This window comes from Jiangella ureilytica (genome assembly GCF_004348545.1).
GTDB classification, from domain to species: Bacteria; Actinomycetota; Actinomycetes; order Jiangellales; family Jiangellaceae; genus Jiangella; species Jiangella ureilytica.
Genome location: NZ_SMKL01000034.1, coordinates 46,285 through 64,463 on the forward strand (window position 1 = coordinate 46,285; position 18,179 = coordinate 64,463).

Genomic DNA, 18,179 nt, shown 5'->3' on the forward strand with positions numbered 1-18,179 from the left:
GGGAGTCATAGCGGGGTTCTATGACGACCGACGAGAACGCAGCGAGGCGCCGCCTGGGCGTCGCGCAGTAGGCCATGGACTTGGGAGACACACCCTAGCCGAACAGCGCCCGCATCATGGCCGGCACCGACGCGGCCACCTCGCGCGCGTAGCCCTGCCGCGTCCCCGGCGGGTTGGAGTCCTTCGAGTCGTGCGCCACGCCCACGGCGTCGATGCCGACCGAGCGGCACAGCGCCACCGTCCGCGGCAGGTGGAACCGCTGGCTGACCACGAGCAGCCGCGACAGCCCGAACTCGTCGCGGGCCCGCACGCACGACGACCAGCTGTCGACGCCGTGGGGGTCCTCGACGATCGCCTCGTCCGGCACCCCCGCTCCGACGAGGTAGCGCCGCATGGCCGCCGGCTCGTCGTAGCCGCCCGGTCCGGTGCCGCCGCTGACCAGCAGCGTCCGCGTCCGCCCCAGGTGGTACAGCGCCGCCGCGACGTCGAGCCGCCCGGCCAGCATGCGCGACGGCCGCCCGTCGGCGCGGACGCCGGCGCCCATCACCATCGTCACGTCGATCGACGGCGCCTCCCTCGGTGAGGAGAGGATCCGGCCCGCGCTCGCCCCGTACGCCCACAGGCTCGGCACCGCCAGAGCGACGACGGCGGCAGCTGTGGCCACGGCGATCCAGCGCCGGCGGCTCATCGCAGCACCGGCTCGAGGTACCCGTGCAGGACGGCGCGCAGCTCACCCACGAGCGCATCGCGCTGTGGCTCGTCGGCCGCCACGATCAGCGGCATCATCGCCCGGACGAGTTGGACCGCGACCGTCGCCGTCCGTTCGACCACGTCGGGCGGCAGCCCCGGCGCTCGCGACGACACCAGCGCCGCCACCCGCCCGAGCAGCGCGGCGTGCAGCGGCGCGGCCGCGGCGGTGAGCGACGGCGGCAGGTCCGGCCGGGCGAACAGCGCCTTGAAGCCGCGGTGGGCCAGGTTGAACTCGACCAGCGGCCCGGTGATCGCGGCGATCAGCTCGTCCAGCGGCAGCGCGGCGAGGTCGGTCCCGTCGAACGCGGCGGCGTGCACCTCGCTGAGCGAGCGCGTGTACCGCTCGGCCAGGGCGCGGGCGATGTCGTCCTTGTTGGCGAAGAACTGGTACAGCGAGCCGGGCGAGATGCCGGCCCGGGCCGCGATGGCGTTGGTGCTGACGGCCTCGTAGCCGGACTCCGCGAACGCCTCGGCCGCGGCCGCCATGATCTGGTCCATCCGCGCCTGCCCGCGCGCCTGCCGTCCGGTCACGGCCCTCCTCGCCCAGAAAACACGAGCAGCCGCTCGCCTTTCCTCGACGCTATCACGCGCGCGTGACGCGATGAGTGATGCCGACCCGGACGGTTCCGCTGCTCCCCTGCACCTCGATGGCGGTGGACCGCCTGCTCAGCGGTGCACCGCCTCGGTGGCCTGCAGCGCGGGCAGGTCGGCGCGCGCCGGCAGGCCCTCCCAGTCGCCGAGGGCGGTGCAGGCGAACGCGCCGGCCGCGACCGCGGTGGCCAGCCGCCGGTCGGCGCCGGCGCCCTCCATCAGCTCGGTGAGGTAGCCGGCCACGAACGCGTCGCCGGCGCCGACGGTGTCGACCACCTGCACGGGAACCGCCGGCGTCCGCCGCAGCTCGCCGTCGATGAGCGAGACGGCGCCGTCGGCCCCCATCTTGATGACCACCTGCGCCGGGCCGAGCTCGGCCAGCGCGTACGCCATGTCCGCCGGGTCGGCCTCGGGCACGATCAGCGACGCCTCCTCGGGCCCGGCGAACAGCACGTCGGCCTGCCGGACCAGCGGCGCCAGCGTTGCACCGGCGTCGGCCCGGCTCCACAGCGCCGACCGGTAGTTGACGTCGAACGACACCGTCGTCCCCGCCGCCCGCGCGGTCTCGACGGCGAGCTGCACGGCCGACGCGGGGCCGGGGCCGAGCGCCGGCGTGATGCCGGTGACGTGCAGGACGGCGGCCTGCTGGATCGGCTCGAGCGGCAGGCCGGACGCCGTCAGGGCCGACGCCGCGCTGCCGGCCCGGTAGTAGCGGACCCGGGTGGCGAGGCTGTTCGGCCGCTCCTTCACCATCAGCCCGGTGGGGCGGGTGTCGTCGACGGCGGCGAGGGCGTCGACGCCCTCGGCGCGCAGCTCGCGCAGCATCAGCTCGCCGAACCCGTCGGCGCCGACCCGGCTGATCCACGTGGCCGGGCGGCCCAGCCGCCGGACCCCGACGGCGACGTTCAGCTCGGCGCCGGCGACGGACAGCTTGAGGTCGCGATGGTGTGCCCACCCGCCGGTCTCGGCAGCCGCGACCAGCGCCATCGCCTCGCCGATGGTGACGAGGCCGCTCATGCGCCCGCCCGTGCTTCCCGGACCGCGGCGAGCGCCGTCGTCGCCCGGTGCGCCAGCGCGCCGAGGTCGCCACCGTCGGCGGCGTCGCCGAGCAGCGGCCCGCCCAGGCCGACACCGGCCGCGCCGGCGCGGATCCAGTCGCCGATGTTCGCGAGGCTGACCCCGCCGGTCGGCATGATCGCGATGTCCGGGAACGGCCCGCGCAGCGCCGTGATGTACGACGGCCCGACCGCAGAGCCGGGGAACAGCTTGACCACGGTCGCGCCCGCCCGCCAGGCGGCCAGCACCTCGGTCGGCGTCAGTCCGCCCGGGTAGGCCGGGATGCCGGCCTCGCGGGCGGCGGCGACCACCTCCGGCTCGAACGACGGCGACACGACGAACCCGGCCCCGGCCTCGACGACGGCCCGCACCTGGTCCGCGTCGACGACGGTGCCGGCCCCGACGTCGACGGTGTCCGGCAGCTCGGCGCGGATCGCCTTGATCGCCTCGAGGGCGCCCGGCGAGGTCAGCGTGATCTCCAGGCAGGTGATGCCGGCGTCGACGAGAGTGCGGCTGATCGCGCCGAACCGGTCGGCCGAGCGGGCCCGCAGGATCGCCATGACCCCGGTCTCGCGCAGCTGCGCGCTCGGGGGGATGCGGTCGGTCATCGTGGTTCCTCTCTCGACGGGGCTGCGCCCAGCTGCTGCGAGATGGCCCGGCCCGCGGCGACGACGAGCTCGCCCAGCCGGTCGAAGCGGTCGGGGGTGATGCGGGTGGCCAGGCCGGCGACCGAGACGGCGGCCGTGACGGCGCCGTCGTGGTCGAACACCGGCGCGGCGACGCAGCGGATGTCGGGCTCGTTCTCGATGTCGTCGACGGCGTACCGGCGCTCGCGGATCGTCTTCAGACCCGCGCGGAACTCGGCCGGGTCGGTCACCGTCCGCCCGGTGCGCGGCGCGAGCCCCCGCGCGACGACGGCGTCGACGGCGGCCTCGTCGGCGAAGGCGAGGTAGGCCCGCCCGACCCCGGTCGAGTGTGCGGGCTGGCGGGACCCGACGTAGGAGTTCATCCGCACCCGCCCCGGCCCGTCGATCTTGGCGATGTAGACCATGTCCGGCAGGTCGGGCAGCACGAGATGCACCGACTCCCCCGACTCCTCGACCAGGCGGCGCAGCGCCGGCTGGGCCAGCGCGCGCAGATCGACGGAGTCGAGGTACACGCGGCCGAGCTGGGCGGTCCGCGGGCCGAGCAGGTACCTGCCCTGCTCGACCCGGACCAGCCCCGATTCGGCCATGGGTGCCAGCAGGCGCAGCGCCGAGCTCTTGTGCACCCCGACGGCGGCGGCCAGCTCGGTCAGGGTCCCCCCGCCGGCGGCCGTGGCGGCGGACACCGCGTCGAGCAGCGCGAGCCCGCGCCGCAGCGACGACGACGTGTTCCGCTCCACCGGCTCACCTTCCGTTGCGCTCTGCACAACCAGGTTGTGTACTGAGCGCATCATATCGGGTGGACCGGTGCGAGGGACCACTGGTCGCCGCGCGCCGACGGGTCAAGGGCGAGCCACTACCGCCGGAGCAGCAGCAACTCGCCCCTCACGCCATGGGACTCAGGCGCCCTTGACGATGTCGCGCAGCCAGTGCAGCTGCTCGCGGGTCTGGAAGGTCTGGCCGCCCTCGTGCTTGTTGTACGGCCAGACCCTGATCTCCTTGGGCCCGGCGTAGTGGTTGAACGAGCCGAACACCGTCGACGGCGGGCACGTGGTGTCCATGAGGCCGACGCTGTAGAGGGCGGGCGCCGTGGCGCGCACGGCGAAGTTCATGCCGTCGAAGTAGGAGAGGGTCCGGAACACCCGCTCCTCATGATCGCGGTGGATGGAGAGGTACCGGGCGATCTCGTAGTACGGCTGGGTCTCCACGATCTCGGTGGCCCGCCGGAAGCCGGTCAGGAACGGCACGTCGATCATGGCGCCGATCAGACCGGGCCGCAGGCCGGCCACCGCCGTCGCGATGCCGCCGCCCTGGCTGCTGCCGGCGATGACGACCCGCGAGGGGTCGACCAGGGGGTGCGAGAGCGCGGCGTCGACGGCGCGGACGGCGTCGGTGAAGACGCGGCGGTAGTAGTAGTCGGCCGGGTCGAGGATGCCGCGGGTCATGAATCCGGGCGTCTGGGCGTTCTGGCCGCCGACCGGGTCGGGGGTGTCGCCGGGCGAGCCGTTCGAGCCCTGGCCGCGGGTGTCCATGACGAAGGTCGCGAACCCGGCGGCCGCGGTGGCCAGCCAGTCGTGCGGGAAGCCGCGGCCGCCGCCGTAGCCGATGTAGTGGACGACGGCAGGCAGCGGCGCCGAGGCTCCCGCCGGGACCATGAACCAGCCCGCGACGCGGTGCCCGCCCCAGCCGGAGTACCGCACGTCGTACACGTCGACGAGGCTGAGGGCGGAGTCGTACGGAGTGAACTCCGGGTCGAGCGGGAAGTCCGCCGCCTCGGTCAGGGTGCGGGACCAGAACTCGTCGAAGTCGGGCTGCTCGTCGCGCTCGGGGCGGTACTCGCGCAGTTCCGGGAGCGGCTTGTCGAACAACGGCATGGCGGGCGTCCTCCGCGGGCGTCGTTGAGGGTCGGATGCTGTGGTCAGACCAGTTGAGCGCACTTTAGCCGAACCTCAGAGGTCCGATCAGAACGCCCGCATTCACCTCTTGATCCCGGTGATCGATCACTCACCCGCATCCTCCGGCACATCCGATGTATTCCCCCAACGGTGTGTGGAGGCCACGCAGAGCCGACGGAGACGAGCAGGCCTGGCACTCGGAGGCATGACGACGGCGGTGGGCACGGTGGCGGCTCCGTCATGCCCACGCAGTTCCAGCCGGAGTCGTGGTGGCAGGTCGATCTCGGCTCCGTCGAGGACGTCGAGCAGATCGCGGTCTGGAACCGCACCGGCTGCTGCGCGGACCGGCTGACGAACGTCTACGTGCTCGTGTCCGGCACGCCGTTCACGTCGGGCTCGTTGAGCCAGACCCTCGCGCAGCCGGGCGTGTGGGCGTACCACCACACCGGGCAGGGCGGCACCCCGTCGCTCGTCGACGTCGGGCGCACCGGACGCTACGTCCGGGTACAACTGGTGGGTAACCACGCGCTCTCGCTGGCGGAGGTGCAGGTGTATGGCCGAGCCCGAAACGCGGCGCGTGCGATGACGAATCACTAGTGATGGGTCTAGATTGCCCTAATGGGGACAACAACACGCCAGCGCACAGGAACACCGGCAACGGTGGTGCTGGAGCGAGCCGGGGTGCCGTTCACGATGCACCCGTACCACCACGACTCCTCCGCACCGTCCTTCGGCCTGGAGGCCGCCCGCGCCCTCGGTGTCATGCCGACGCGCGTCTTCAAGACCCTCCTCGCCGAGGTCGACGACGATCTCGTGGTCGCCGTGGTGCCGGTGTCCGGATCGCTGGATCTCAAGTCGCTGGCCCGGGCCGCCTCCGGCAAGCGGGCGGTCATGGCCGCCACGTCGCAGGCGGAGCGGGCCACGGGTTACGTGGTCGGGGGAATCAGTCCGTTCGGGCAGCGGCGCCGGCTGCCCACCATCGTCGACGAGTCGGCCTACGGCTTCCCGACGGTGTTCGTCTCGGCCGGCAGGCGTGGTCTCGACGTCGAGATCGCGCCGGCCGACCTCATCAGGCTGACGGGGGCCAAGACGGCGACCATCGGCCGCACCAGCTGACTCCTCACGCGCTGACATCGGGCCGGGTCGTCCCCCGCTGCTCCTGCCAGGCGTCACCCGTGTCGTCGTGGTCGGCTGACCGGCTCAGCCATTACCGCCGCTCGTCGGTCTCGGCTCGTGCCCGCCGGCCTGGCGGCCGTACCGCAGGCGGTCGCTCGCTGCCCGCGAACAGCCGCAACGGCGGGTCGTCGGGACCGGCGGCGGTGAGCACGAGCCCAGTGGACGGCTCCGCTCACGGCTGCTGTCCGGGGCTCCACGGGGTCTGGTCCTCGCGGAACAGCGCGATGACGGCCGCCACGACGACCGCGACCATGGACCACACCAGCAGCGCGGCGTCGGCGTCGAGGAGCAGCGGGTACATGCGGTCGGTGCCGTCGGCGAGCCCGGAGACGTCGTCGCCGGGCCCGAGCAGCCCGCCGGCGAACCGGGCGACCAGCGAGCCGACCACGCCGAACGCGGCCAGCGCCACCAGGGTGGTCACCGGGGTGCGCCGGTGCCAGACCGTGAACCCCGTCCCCAGCACCAGGCCGAACCCGGCGCCGAGCAGAGTGAAGACGGCGTCGCGGTCGAAGAACTCGCGGCTCTCGCAGTTTCTCCGGACCAGCTCGCCGTCCACCACCACGCAGCGCACGTCGGTCGAGAGCAGCCACCAGAGCACGCCCATGAGCAGACCGGCGACGACCGAGGCGACCGCGATCTGCACGACGACGCGGGCCGGACTCTGTGCCGTGTGCCCCAGCCGCTCGGCCCGGGTGGTCACGACGCCAGACACGTGGGGCCCAGGAGCTGCTTGAGATCGCCCATGAGCGCCGTGGACGGCGTGACCCGCAGGCGGTCGTCGAGCTTCATGACGGTGGTGCGGCTGGACCCGGTGAGCCGCAGGTGCACCGGCGTGACCCCGGGGTGCGTCGTCAGCACGTCCTTGAGGCGCTCGACCAGCGGCGGGGTGCACCGGGTCATGGGCATGGTGACCACCACCGGGCCGGACGGGCCGTCGGAGAGGTCGGGCAGGCTCAGCTCGGCGGCGATGAGCTGCGGCGACTCTTCGCGGCGGTCGAGCCGGCCCTTGACGACGACGATCTCGTCCTCGGCCAGCTGCAGCGCGTAGAGCTGGTAGGTGGCCGGGAAGAACATCGCCTCGATGGACCCCTCGAGGTCCTCGATGGTGACGATGGCCCAGGTGTCGCCGCGCTTGCTGACCTTGCGCTGCAGCGACGTGATGAGACCGCCGATGCTGAGGGTGGTGCCGTTGGGCACCTCGGTCTCGTCGGCGAGCGCGGAGATGGGCCGGTCGGAGGCGTTGGCGACGACGTGCTCGAGCCCGAGCAGCGGGTGGTCGGAGACGTAGAGCCCGAGCATCTCGCGCTCGAAGGCCAGCTTCTGCTTCTTGTCCCACTCGGTGAGCTCGGGCACCTGGACCTCGAAGCCGCCGCCGGTGTCGTCGCCCGCACCGCCGAACAGGTCGAACTGGCCGACCGCCTCGTTGCGCTTGAGCGAGATGACGGTGTCGACGGCGTCGTCGACGACGGCGGCCAGCGCGCGCCGCGCGTAGCCGAGGGAGTCGAACGCGCCGGCCCGGACCAGCGACTCGACCACCCGCTTGTTGCAGACGTGGACCGGGACCTTGTCCATGAAGTCGGGAAACGTCTCGAACCGGCCCTTCTCCTGGCGGGCCGTCACGATGCCGTCGACGACGTTGGCGCCGACGTTGCGGATGGCGGTGAGGCCGAAGCGGACGTCGGTGCCGACCGGGGTGAAGTCGCCGGCGGACTCGTTGACGTCGGGCGGCAGCACCTTGATGCCCATGCGGCGGCACTCGGACAGGTACAGCGCCGTCTTGTCCTTGTCGTCGCGGACCGACGTGAGCACCGCGGCCATGTACTCGGCCGGGTAGTGCGCCTTGAGGTAGGCGGTCCAGTACGCGATGACGCCGTAGGCCGCGCTGTGGGCCTTGTTGAACGCGTAGTCGGAGAACGGGACCAGGATGTCCCAGATGGTCTTGATGGCGTCGTCGCCGAACCCGTTGGCCTTCATGCCGTCGGAGAACGGCACGTACTCGGCGTCGAGGACCTCGCGCTTCTTCTTGCCCATGGCGCGGCGGAGCAGGTCGGCTTTTCCGAGCGAGTACCCGGCCAGTTGCTGGGCGATGGCCATGACCTGCTCTTGGTAGATGATCAGGCCGTAGGTGGTGCCGAGGATGGGTTCGAGCGCCTCGGCCAGCTCGGGATGGATGGGCGTGATGGGCTGCTGGCCGTTCTTGCGCAGCGCGTAGTTGATGTGGCTGTTCGCGCCCATGGGGCCGGGCCGGTACAGCGCGATGAGGGCGGAGATGTCCTCGAAGTTGTCGGGCTTCATCTGCCGCAGCAGCGACCGCATGGGCCCGCCGTCGAGCTGGAACACGCCCAGGGAGTCGCCGCGGCCGAGCAGCTCGTACGCCCCCCGGTCGTCGAGCGGCAGCTCCTCGAGGACGATGGCGTCCTTGCCGTTGCGGACGATGTTCTTCAGCGCGTCGTCGAGGATGGTGAGGTTGCGCAGACCCAGGAAGTCCATCTTGACCAGCCCGAGCTCTTCGCACGTCGGGTAGTCGAACTGGGTGATGATGGCGCCGTCCTGCTCGCGCTTCATGACCGGGATGGTGTCGAGCAGCGGCGCCGACGACATGATGACGCCGGCCGCGTGCACCCCCCACTGGCGCTTCAGGTTCTCGAGGCCCTTCGCGGTGTCGACGACGCGGCGCACCTCGGGGTCGGACTCGTACAGCGACCGGAACTCGCCGGCCTCGGCATAGCGCTTGTGCTGGGGGTCGAAGATGCCGCTGAGCGGGATGTCCTTGCCCATGACGGCCGGCGGCATGGCCTTGGTGATGCGCTCGCCGACGGCGAACGGGTTGCCCAGCACCCGGGAGGCGTCCTTGATGGCCTGCTTGGCCTTGATGGTGCCGTAGGTGACGATCTGGGCGACGTGGTCGGTGCCGTACTTCTCGGTGACGTAGCGGATGACCTCGCCGCGCCGGCGCTCGTCGAAGTCGATGTCGAAGTCGGGCATCGACTTGCGCTCGGGATTGAGGAACCGCTCGAAGATCAGGCCGTGCTGGATGGGGTCGAGGTCGGTGATGCCCATGGCGTACGCCGCGATGGACCCCGCGCCGGACCCGCGGCCCGGGCCGACCCGGATGCCGTTGTCCTTGGCCCAGTTGATGAAGTCGGCGACGACGAGGTAGTAGCCGGCGTAGCCCTTGGTGGTGACGACCTCGGTCTCGTAGTTGGCCCGCGCCCGGACCTCGTCGCTGATGCCGCCCGGGAAGCGGCGGTGCAGGCCGGCCTCGACCTCCTTGACGAACCAGGAGACCTCGTCCTCGCCCGGCGGGACCGGGTAGCGCGGCATGTACTTGCCGGCCTCTTCGACGAACTTGACGTCGCAGCGCTCGGCGATGAGCAGGGTGTTGTCGCAGGCCTCGGGGTAGTCGGCCCACTTCTCGCGCATCTCGGCCGAGGTCTTGAGGTAGAAGTCCTCGGCGTCGAACTTGAACCGCTTGGGGTCGGCCAGGGTGGACCCGGACTGCACGCAGAGAAGGACCTCGTGGGCTGTGCTGTCAGCCTTGTGGGTGTAGTGGAGGTCGTTGGCGGCCAGCAGCGGCAGGTTGAGGTCCTTGCCGAGGCGCAGCAGGTCCTCGCGGATGCGGGTCTCGATGTCGAGGCCGTGGTCCATGAGCTCGAGGAAGAAGTTGTCCTTGCCGAAGATGTCGCGGAACTCGGCCGCCGCCTTGACGGCCTCGTCGTACTTGCCCAGCCGCAGGAACGTCTGGACCTCGCCGCTGGGGCAGCCGGTGGTGGCGATGATGCCGCTGGAGTAGTTCTGCAGCAGCTCGCGGTCCATGCGCGGCTTGAAGTAGAAGCCCTCGATGGAGGCCAGCGACGACAGCCGGAAGAGGTTGTGCATGCCGCCGGTGTTCTCGGCGAACATCGTCATGTGCGTGTAGGCGCCGCTGCCGGAGACGTCGTCGCCGCCGCCGTCGCCCCAGCGCACCCGGGTCTTGTCGAACCGGCTGGTGCGCGGCGTCAGGTACGCCTCGGTGCCGATGATGGGCTTGACGCCGTACTTCTTGGCCTTGTTGTAGAAGTCGTAGGCGCCGAACACGTTGCCGTGGTCGGTGGTCGCCAGCGCCGGCATGCCCTGTTTGGCGGCCTCGGTGAAGAGGTCGTCGAGACGCGCGGCGCCGTCGAGCATGGAGTACTCGGTGTGCACGTGCAGGTGCACGAAGCTCGACACTTGACGCCTCCTCACGCGACACTCCACCCGGCGTCAGGGGCCGCGCCGGGGGACAACAGACACCCTATGCCGCGGCTCCGACAGCGTCCCGGTGCCACTCCGGCGAGAGCTGAGTCACAGCCGCCAGACGGGCGGTTCGCCCGACATGTCCGCCTCGGCGGCGTCCAGCCCGGCCTCGATGATCGCCGTCACGATGCGCCCCAGCGCCTCCGATGACAGCGACGGCGCCCGCTCGGCCATGGCGGCGACGATGGCGGCCTCGCGCCGCGGGTCGCGGCCCGCGTGCCCGCCCACCGGCTTGAGCCGCTGCACCCGTCCGGCCAGCGCCACGCGGTGCTCCAGCAGCGTCGCCAGCACGGCGTCGACGGCGTCGATGGCGGCCCGGCAGCCTTCGAGCGTGCCCGGGACCGCGGGCCGGACCAGCGGCGCGAGCCGGGTGGCGGCCTCGCGGACCTGCCCTGCCGCCGCGGTGCTCGGTGTGTCGAGCCACAACCCGTCGGCACCGGCGGCGACGGCGGCAGCTGCCAGTTCGGGGCGCTCCCCCAGGTTCGCGACGACGGGCAGCCCGTGCCGCCGCGCGGCGGCGATCGCGACCGGGTCGACACCGTCGACGACGGTGACCGAGCCGGCCGGCACGTCGGCGTGATCGAGATCGCCGCCGGCCCCCGCCGGTGCGACGACGGGCGGCACCGGTCCGCCGAAGGGCGCGGCCGGGCGCCGCTGGTCTGCGGGCGGCGCGGCCGCCCCGGTGCGGGTGGCGGCTTCGGTGCCGTGGTGCGGGGATGCGGTCACGGGATGCTCCTGTTCCGGTGAGCAGCCGTCCGCTGGAGGAGCCGGCCGCTCGGGGCCACATGACGAGAGGCCCCAGGCCGGAGCCTGAAGCCTCGTGAGCCGACTCGGAGGAAGGCCGCGCTACGCCTCGACGCGGCCGGCCGCCCGGGCCGGCTCGGTAAAGACGAGGGACGTTCGCATGACGGCGACGGTACCGGCGGCTCCCGCGCGTGTCCACCACGCGGACCGAGCGGATCGCATGGCGAGACGACGCCGGGCGGGCCTATCGGGCGCGGAGCGCCTCGCGGCAGGCCGCCGCCACCTCGCGGGCCGCGGCCAGCGGCGCCGTCCAGCCGGTCCGTTCCGCCGCGGCCTCCAAGGGGGCGAGCAGCTCGGCCGCGCCGGCGGGATCGCCGTGCCGGAGCCGGGCCCGCGCGAGCGCCACATGGGTGTCCGCGCCGTAGAGCCAGGCCGACCCGGGCGGCGCGGTGATGGCCCGCACCATCGCACCGGCTTCGTCGAGCAGCTCCGGCGAGTCGGTCGCGGCGGCCAGGGCAGCCAGACAGGGCAGCCGGTAGGCCTCGGTGCTGTGCCGGCCGGCCACCGCCAGTCCGCGCTCGAGCAGCGCGACGGCCTCCGTGCTCTGGTCCAGGTCGAGCAGCGTGGTGGCATAGGTGGCCAGGCTGGACGCGCTGAACCAGGCGTGCGCCTGCAGCGTGAGCGACCGGCGGCCGTGCCGGACGGCGTCGTCGTACCGGCCGCCCAGCCGCGCGATCCAGCCGAGGTTCGACACGTACCAGGACTCGTAGCCGCTGTACCCGCTGCGCCGGTTGACCGCCAGCGCCTCCTCGACCCGCGCGGTGGCCGTGTCCCAGTCGCCGCGGGCGATCGCCGGGAAGGCGGACTCGAACACGCACCACTGCAGCAGCCACAGGTCGCCGGAGCGGCGGCACAGCGGCTCCAGCTCGGCCAGGACGCCGCCCAGTTCCCGCACCTCGCCGAGGTAGGCGTGGGCGGTCTTCACGCCGTCGAGCGCCAGGGCGAGGGCGTCGTCGTCGCCGATGTCGCGGGCCAGCGCCAGCGCCCGCCGGCCGTAGGCCAGGGCGTCGTCGAAACGCAGCCGGTTGGACGAGAGCACCGAGAGCCAGGCCAGCAGCTCCGACTCCGCCGGCCGGTCGCCCAGCAGCTGGGCCAGGCGCAGGCTCTCCTCGAGGTGCACCGTCCCCTCGGCGACCGGCCGCCCGCCGCCCGCCCAGGCCGGTCCGCCCAGCTGGCGCAGGGCCCGCATCTCCAGAGGCCGGTCGCCGGCCGCGCGCGCCGCCCGCAGCGCCTGCGCGTGGTCGGCCACGGCGTCGTCGTAGCGGTACATCGCCTCGCGCGCCCGGCCCCTGGCCAGGTGCGCCCGCCCGTCGAGCCCGACGTCGCCGCTGCGGCCGGCCGCGTCGAGGGCCTGGCTCAGGAGGGCCTCGGCGTCGCCGACGGCGTAGCGGCGCAGGGCCTGCTCCCCCGCGGCCAGCCAGCCCGGCCCGGCGCGCGCCCAGTCGCCCGCCGCGCCGGCGTGCCAGCCGACCGCCTCCGGGTTGCCGGCCTGCACGTCGGCGGCGCGCAGGTGGTAGGCCACCCGGGTCGGCTCCGGCGTCGCCGAGTAGAGGGTCTCCTGGACGAGGTCGTTCTCGAACTCGTACGAGCGGCCGGCCACCACGAGCAGCCGCGTGGGCAGGATCCGGTGGCAGCGCCGCGCCGCCTCCTGCGCGCTGAGGTCGAGCACACCGGCCAGGGTCATCGGCGTGAACGACGTGCCGAGCACGGCGGCGGCGTGCAGCAGCTCCTCGGCCTGCGGGCCGGCGCGGCGCACCCGGGCCATGACGCTGGCGCGCAGCGAGTCCGGGATCCCGTCGTCGCCGGCGGCCAGCGCGCGCAGCGTCTCGACCACGAACAGCGTGTGGCCGCGGGTGCGCCGGGCGATCTCCGCCCCGTGCGCCTCCTGGCCGGCCTCGGCGGCGAGCCGTGCGATCGCCGCCTCGTCGAGCGGGCCGACATCGAGGCGCTCGGCGACGCCGGCCAGCGTCGCGAGGACCCGCTCGCCCTCATCGGCCCGGACCGTCCCGACGACCAGCAGCCGGTCGCCGGCCGTGCGCCGGCCGAGGTAGTGCAGCAGCTCGACGGTGGCGGCACCGGCGTTGTGGAGGTCGTCGATGATGAACACGAGAGGCTGCCGAGCGGCCAGCCGGCGCAGGAACACGACGACCGCGTCGTAGATCCGGGCCCGCTCGGCCGCCGCGCTGCGCCGCTCCGGCGGCGGCTCGCCCAGTAGCGCCGCCACCTCCGGCACCAGCGCGGCCAGGGCACCGGCCCGGTCCGCGGCGGCCTGGCGCAGCGCCGGCACCGGCAGCCGCGTGACCAGCCGGCCCAGCGCTTCGGCCACCGGCTGCAGGAACAGCGAGCGCTCGACGTCGTAGCAGCGCGCCTCGAGGGTGCGCCCGCCGGTCCGCAGCGCGATCCGCGCGGCCTCGTCGGCCAGTGCGGTCTTGCCGATCCCGGCCTCGCCGGCGAGCAGCACCAAGGCGCCGTCGCCGGCCACCGTGCGCTCCCATCGCCGGGTCAGCCGGGTGAGCTCGGACTCCCGCCCCGCCAGCCGGCCGGCCGCCGGGACCGACGCCGCCGGGACCGACGCGGCCGCCGACGCCGCCGACGCCGGCGCCACCTGCTGGCGCAGGATGGCGACGTGCAGCTCGCGGGTCGACGGCGCCGGGTCGATGCCCAGTTCGGCGGCGAGGCCGGCGCGCAGGCGCTCGAACACCGCCAGGGCGCGGGCCGGCTCGCCGGCGGCGTCATAGGCGCGCATCAGCGCCCGCGCCGGCCGTTCGTCCAGCGGCTCGGCCTCGGCCGCCGCCTCCGCCGCGGCGAGCGCCGCCGCGACGTCGCCGGTGCGCAGGCCGGCCTCGGCGGCCACAGCGCGGGCCCGGGCGATCACGTCGGCCTGGTGTCGCCGGCCCTCGCCCGCCCAGGGCGCGTCGGCCTCCTCCGCGAGCAGCGGCGCCGCGCCGACGAGCTCCAGCGCCGCCTGGGCGGCTGCCAGGGCGATCGCCGGTTCCGCGTTCGCCAGCCGGATCTCGGCCTCGCAGGCCAGCTCCGCCGCCCGGTGCAGGTCCACCTGGGCGTCGTCGCCGAGACGGTAGCCGGACCGGCCGCCGGCCACGACGTCCGGGCCGAGGGCCGCCCGCAACCGGCTCACCAGGGTGGCCACGCTCGCCGCCGGCCGCCTCGGCCCCTGGCCGGGCCACAGCGCCTCGACGATGTGGTCGACGGTGACCAGCCGGCCACCCGCGACGGCGAGCAGGGCCAGCAGAGTCCGGCCCTTGCGGTCGCCCACCTCGCCGGCGGGCAGTGCCCGGCCCGCTCGCACCACCGTCAGCCCACCGGCCAGACGCACCTGCAGCTCAGCCCCGTCCGCGGCGTCCACCCCCCTGTCCCCGGTCGTACTCCTGATGTCCGCGCAGGTCAAGAGGCGACCGCAACGCCACCGCAACGGGCCGTGGCACCGTCGCGCCGTCCGAGAAGACCGCACCACGGGGGATGCCATGAGTACCGCCATCGAGACCGGGCGCGTCGCGCACCGCGAGCTCACCGACGTCCGGGGCCGGCTGACCGGGCCGGAGGATCCCGGCTACGACGAGGCCCGCAAGGTCTACAACGCCATGATCGACCGGCGCCCCGCGCTGATCGCGCGGTGCGCCGACGCCGACGACGTCGCGCGCGTCGTCGGCTTCGCGCGCGAGCACGGGCTGCCGCTCGCCGTGCGCGGCGGCGGCCACAACGGGGGTGGCCTGGGGGTCGTCGACGACGGCGTCGTCATCGACCTCGGCGATCTGCGCGAGGTCACCGTCGACCCGCAGGCCCGGACGGCGCGCGTCGGCGGCGGCTGCACGTGGGGCGAGGTCGACCGGGCGACGAACGCCTACGGCCTGGCCACGCCGAGCGGGATCATCTCGACCACCGGCGTCGGCGGGCTCACGCTCGGCGGCGGCCTCGGTCACCTGACCCGCGCGTTCGGCCTGGCCATCGACAACCTGCTCGAGGTCGAGATGGTGCTGGCCGACGGCGAACGAGTGTCGGCCAGCGCGGCCGAGCACCCCGACCTGTTCTGGGCCGTCCGCGGGGGCGGCGGCAACTTCGGGGTCGTGACGTCGTTCCTGTTCCGCCTGCACGAGCTCGACACCGTCGTCGCCGGGCCGACGTTCTGGCCGGTCGAGCAGACCGCCGAGGTGCTTGCGGCCTACCGCGACTTCCTGCCGTCGGCGCCGCGCGCGCTGAACGGGTTCTTCCTGGTGGGAGCCGTGCCGCCGGCGCCGCCGTTCCCCGAGGAGCTGCACCTGCGCACGATCTGCGGCGTCGTCTGGTGCCACGTCGGCACCCCGGAGCACGCAGCCGCCGACATGGCCCCGTTCCTGGCCGCGCTGCCCGAGCCGCTCCTGCACGCGCCCGCGCCGATGCCGCACCCGATGCTGCAGAGCGCCTTCGACGGGCTCTACCCGCCGGGCGACCAGTGGTACTGGCGGGCGGACTTCGTCAAGGAGATCCCGGACGAGGCCGTGGCGATCCACGCCGACTTCGGCGCCCGGCTGCCCACGTGGAAGTCGACCATGCATCTCTACCCGGTTGACGGCGCCGCCCACGACGCCGGGCCCGCCGACACCGCCTGGAGCTACCGGGACGCGCTCTGGGGCTCCGTCTTCGCCGGGGTGGACGCCGATCCGGCCAACGTCGGGCGCATCAGCGCGTGGTCGAAGGAGTACTTCGGGGCGCTGCACCCGTACTCGGCCGGCGGGGCGTACGTGAACATGATGATGGACGAGGGCGAGGAGCGGGTCCGGGCCAGCTACCGCGGCAACTACGAGCGGCTGGCCAGGGTCAAGGCGCAGTACGACCCGGGCAACCTGTTCCGGGTCAACCAGAACATCCGGCCGGTGGGCTAGGGTGTGTCTCCCAAGTCTCGGCCGTAGCGAGCGGCGTCCAGGCGGATGCCTCGCAAGGCCGAGGAGGGAGTCATAGCGGGGTTCTATGACGACCGACGAGAACGCAGCGAGGCGCCGCCTGGGCGTCGCGCAGTAGGCCATGGACTTGGGAGACACACCCTAGGGGTGCCTGACGGGTCAGGGACGCAGCAGGTCGAGGGCGTGCTGGAGGTCGTCAGGGTAGGCCGAGGTGAACTCGGCCCACTCCCCCGTCCCGGGGTGCTCGAAGCCCAGCCGCATGGCGTGCAGCCACTGCCGGGTCAGGCCCAGCCGGGCCGCCAGGGTGGGGTCGGCGCCGTAGGTGAGGTCGCCGACGCAGGGGTGGCGCAGCGCGCTGAGGTGCACCCGGATCTGGTGCGTCCGCCCGGTCTCGAGGTGGATCTCGAGCAGGCTGGCGGCGGGGAACGCCTCGAGCGTCTCGTAGTGGGTGACGCTGTCCTTGCCGCCGGCCACGACCGCCCACTTGTACTCGTGGTCGGGGTGGCGGGCGATGGGGGCGTCGACGGTGCCGCGGGACGGGTCGGGGTGGCCCTGGACCAGCGCGTGGTAGACCTTGTCGACCGTGCGCTCCTTGAACTGCCGCTTCAGCGACGTGTAGGCGCGCTCGGACTTGGCGACGACCATGAGCCCGCTGGTGCCGACGTCGAGCCGGTGCACCACGCCCTGCCGCTCGGCGGCGCCGCTGGTGGAGATGCGGAAACCGGTGCCGGCCAGGCCGCCGACCACGGTCGGCCCGGTCCAGCCGGGGCTCGGGTGCGCCGCGACGCCGACCGGCTTGTCGACGACCACGACGTCCTCGTCGTCGTGGACGATGCGCATGCCCTCGACGCGCTCCGGGACGATCTGGACGGGCGCCGGCGGCGACGGGATCTCGACCTCGAGCCAGGAGCCGCCGCGCACGCGGGTCGACTTCAGTGCGACGTCGCCGTCGACGACGACGTGGCCGTCCTCGACCAGCGCGGCGGCCTTGCTGCGCGAGAACCCGAACAACCGGGCCAGGGCGGCGTCGAGGCGCTCGCCCTCGAGACCGTCGGGAACGGGCAGACTGCGGTGCTCGCTCACGCGGCGGGCGCCTCCTCACGCGTCTCGGACCGGCGCCTGTCGCCGTCGTGCGGGATGCCGCGGACGCTGAGCACAGCCACCACCACGGCACCCGTGACGATGGCGGAGTCGGCGACGTTGAAGACCGGCCAGTTCGGCAGCTCGACGAAGTCGACGACGTGGCCGCGGAACGGGCCGGGCATGCGGAACATGCGGTCGGTCAGGGTGCCGAGCGCGCCGCCCAGCACCGCGCCGAGCGCCACCGCCCAGGAGCGGTTCACCACCCGCCGGCTCACCGCGAGAATCGCCAGCACGACGACCAGCGCGACCACCGTCAGCACCGGCGTCAGGTTCGTGGCCAGGCTGAACGCGGCACCGGGGTTGCGGATCAGGCGCAGCTGAACGAGCTCGCCGACGACCGGGACCGCGCGCCCGGGGTCGAGCAGCGCGACCGCCAGCATCTTCGTCAGCTGGTCGGCGGCGAGAACGGCGGCGGCCACGGCCAGGAGGACGCCGGCTCGCCGGCGCCCTCCGTCCGTCAGCGGCGCTCCTGCCGCTGCTTGCACGTCATGCACAGAGTGGCCCGCGGGAACGCCTGCAGGCGGGCCTTGCCGATCGGGTTGCCGCAGCTCTCGCAGATGCCGTACGTGCCGTTCTCGATGCGGCCCAGCGCGCGCTCGGTCTGGTTGAGCATGTCGCGGTGGCTCGCGGCGAGCGACATCTCGTGCTCGCGCTCGAACGTCTTGGTGCCGGTGTCGGCCTGGTCCTCACCGCCGCTGTCGCCGCTGCGCAGCAGGTCGGCGATGTCGGCCTCGGCCTCGTCGATCTCCTCGCGCAGGCGCAGGGAGTCGGCGTTCAGCAGCTCGCGCACCTCGGTGAGCTCGCCCTCGGTCCACGGGTCCTCGTCCTCGCGGACCACCAGAGCGGCCGCCTCAGCGGCCTCGACCTTGCTGTCTCCGGCCATGGTGTCCACCTTCGCCTTCGCACCCGTCATCTGCCTGCCACCCTTCAGTTCCCCCGTTACCCCGCCC

General features: G+C 73.5%; 16 protein-coding genes. 3 read left to right on the forward strand and 13 right to left on the reverse strand.

The window, feature by feature from the left end; translation table 11 throughout:
- Nucleotides 1–94 precede the first annotated feature (94 nt).
- From E1212_RS16160 to E1212_RS16185, 6 genes are all read right to left on the reverse strand, one after another.
- A complete protein-coding gene (locus E1212_RS16160; RefSeq protein ID WP_131984239.1) occupies nt 95–688 on the reverse strand; it encodes a SanA/YdcF family protein in 594 nt (197 codons plus the stop codon).
- Nucleotides 685–1,281 carry a TetR/AcrR family transcriptional regulator gene (locus tag E1212_RS16165; RefSeq protein ID WP_203416906.1) on the reverse strand — a complete coding sequence of 199 codons (597 nt, stop codon included), beginning with the start codon at nt 1,279–1,281 and terminating at the stop codon, nt 685–687. Before E1212_RS16165 ends, E1212_RS16160 begins: the two co-directional genes overlap by 4 nt.
- Nucleotides 1,282–1,416: 135 nt before the next feature.
- Nucleotides 1,417–2,358 carry a sugar kinase gene (locus tag E1212_RS16170; protein ID WP_131984241.1) on the reverse strand — a complete coding sequence of 314 codons (942 nt, stop codon included), beginning with the start codon at nt 2,356–2,358 and terminating at the stop codon, nt 1,417–1,419.
- Nucleotides 2,355–3,005 carry a bifunctional 4-hydroxy-2-oxoglutarate aldolase/2-dehydro-3-deoxy-phosphogluconate aldolase gene (locus E1212_RS16175; RefSeq protein WP_131984243.1) on the reverse strand — a complete coding sequence of 217 codons (651 nt, stop codon included), beginning with the start codon at nt 3,003–3,005 and terminating at the stop codon, nt 2,355–2,357. The genes E1212_RS16170 and E1212_RS16175 overlap by 4 nt, the downstream gene beginning before the upstream one ends.
- The gene (locus E1212_RS16180; RefSeq protein WP_162605502.1) at nt 3,002–3,781 is read right to left on the reverse strand and encodes an IclR family transcriptional regulator; all 780 of its coding nucleotides are present in this window, start codon (nt 3,779–3,781) and stop codon (nt 3,002–3,004) included. The genes E1212_RS16175 and E1212_RS16180 overlap by 4 nt, the downstream gene beginning before the upstream one ends.
- A 159-nt stretch (nt 3,782–3,940) precedes the next feature.
- Nucleotides 3,941–4,915: an acetylxylan esterase gene (locus tag E1212_RS16185; RefSeq protein WP_131984246.1), complete on the reverse strand. Its 975-nt coding sequence runs from the start codon at nt 4,913–4,915 to the stop codon at nt 3,941–3,943.
- A 261-nt stretch (nt 4,916–5,176) separates the two neighbouring features.
- Here E1212_RS16185 and E1212_RS16190 point away from each other — a divergent pair, with 261 nt between their 5' ends.
- Both E1212_RS16190 and ybaK read left to right on the forward strand, forming a co-directional pair.
- Entirely contained in the window at nt 5,177–5,533 is a 357-nt protein-coding gene (locus E1212_RS16190) for a galactose-binding domain-containing protein (RefSeq protein WP_131984248.1), read from the forward strand.
- Between the two features lie 21 nt (nt 5,534–5,554).
- Nucleotides 5,555–6,052 (forward strand): Cys-tRNA(Pro) deacylase, encoded by a 498-nt coding sequence (ybaK, locus tag E1212_RS16195; protein WP_131984250.1) that lies wholly within the window; start codon nt 5,555–5,557, stop codon nt 6,050–6,052.
- Between the two features lie 232 nt (nt 6,053–6,284).
- Here ybaK and E1212_RS16200 read toward each other — a convergent pair whose 3' ends face one another.
- The 4 genes from E1212_RS16200 to E1212_RS16215 form a co-directional block, all read right to left on the reverse strand.
- Entirely contained in the window at nt 6,285–6,812 is a 528-nt protein-coding gene (locus E1212_RS16200) for a DUF2567 domain-containing protein (protein WP_131984252.1), read from the reverse strand.
- Nucleotides 6,809–10,279, reverse strand: coding sequence for a DNA polymerase III subunit alpha (gene dnaE / locus E1212_RS16205; RefSeq protein WP_131984275.1), 3,471 nt, complete (start codon nt 10,277–10,279; stop codon nt 6,809–6,811). The genes E1212_RS16200 and dnaE overlap by 4 nt, the downstream gene beginning before the upstream one ends.
- Before the next feature lie 156 nt (nt 10,280–10,435).
- Nucleotides 10,436–11,113, reverse strand: a complete 678-nt coding sequence (locus tag E1212_RS30020) for a chorismate mutase (protein ID WP_203416908.1) — start codon at nt 11,111–11,113, stop codon at nt 10,436–10,438.
- Between the two features lie 262 nt (nt 11,114–11,375).
- A complete protein-coding gene (locus tag E1212_RS16215; RefSeq protein WP_131984254.1) occupies nt 11,376–14,555 on the reverse strand; it encodes an ATP-binding protein in 3,180 nt (1,059 codons plus the stop codon).
- A 118-nt stretch (nt 14,556–14,673) separates the two neighbouring features.
- Between E1212_RS16215 and E1212_RS16220 the strand changes: the two genes are divergently transcribed.
- Nucleotides 14,674–16,068, forward strand: a complete 1,395-nt coding sequence (locus E1212_RS16220; RefSeq protein WP_203416909.1) for an FAD-binding oxidoreductase — start codon at nt 14,674–14,676, stop codon at nt 16,066–16,068.
- Nucleotides 16,069–16,245: 177 nt separating this feature from the next.
- Here E1212_RS16220 and E1212_RS16225 read toward each other — a convergent pair whose 3' ends face one another.
- The 3 genes from E1212_RS16225 to E1212_RS16235 form a co-directional block, all read right to left on the reverse strand.
- On the reverse strand, nt 16,246–17,169 hold the full coding sequence (locus E1212_RS16225) for an RluA family pseudouridine synthase (RefSeq protein WP_131984258.1): 924 nt from the start codon (nt 17,167–17,169) through the stop codon (nt 16,246–16,248).
- Nucleotides 17,166–17,648 carry a signal peptidase II gene (lspA, locus tag E1212_RS16230; RefSeq protein ID WP_203416910.1) on the reverse strand — a complete coding sequence of 161 codons (483 nt, stop codon included), beginning with the start codon at nt 17,646–17,648 and terminating at the stop codon, nt 17,166–17,168. The genes E1212_RS16225 and lspA overlap by 4 nt, the downstream gene beginning before the upstream one ends.
- Before the next feature lie 38 nt (nt 17,649–17,686).
- Nucleotides 17,687–18,179, reverse strand: a 493-nt coding sequence (locus E1212_RS16235) for a TraR/DksA family transcriptional regulator (protein WP_203416911.1), incomplete at its 5' end; no start/stop codon positions are given.

Excerpts from the sequence above, each read along its gene's own strand:
- E1212_RS16160 (WP_131984239.1), bottom strand. The coding sequence starts at position 688 with ATGAGCCGCCGGCGCTGGATCGCCGTGGCCACAGCTGCCGCCGTCGTC.
- E1212_RS16170 (WP_131984241.1), bottom strand. The coding sequence starts at position 2,358 with ATGAGCGGCCTCGTCACCATCGGCGAGGCGATGGCGCTGGTCGCGGCT.
- E1212_RS16175 (WP_131984243.1), bottom strand. The coding sequence starts at position 3,005 with ATGACCGACCGCATCCCCCCGAGCGCGCAGCTGCGCGAGACCGGGGTC.
- E1212_RS16185 (WP_131984246.1), bottom strand. The coding sequence starts at position 4,915 with ATGCCGTTGTTCGACAAGCCGCTCCCGGAACTGCGCGAGTACCGCCCC.
- E1212_RS16190 (WP_131984248.1), top strand. The coding sequence starts at position 5,177 with ATGCCCACGCAGTTCCAGCCGGAGTCGTGGTGGCAGGTCGATCTCGGC.
- ybaK (WP_131984250.1), top strand. The coding sequence starts at position 5,555 with ATGGGGACAACAACACGCCAGCGCACAGGAACACCGGCAACGGTGGTG.
- dnaE (WP_131984275.1), bottom strand. The coding sequence starts at position 10,279 with ATGCTCGACGGCGCCGCGCGTCTCGACGACCTCTTCACCGAGGCCGCC.
- E1212_RS16220 (WP_203416909.1), top strand. The coding sequence starts at position 14,674 with ATGAGTACCGCCATCGAGACCGGGCGCGTCGCGCACCGCGAGCTCACC.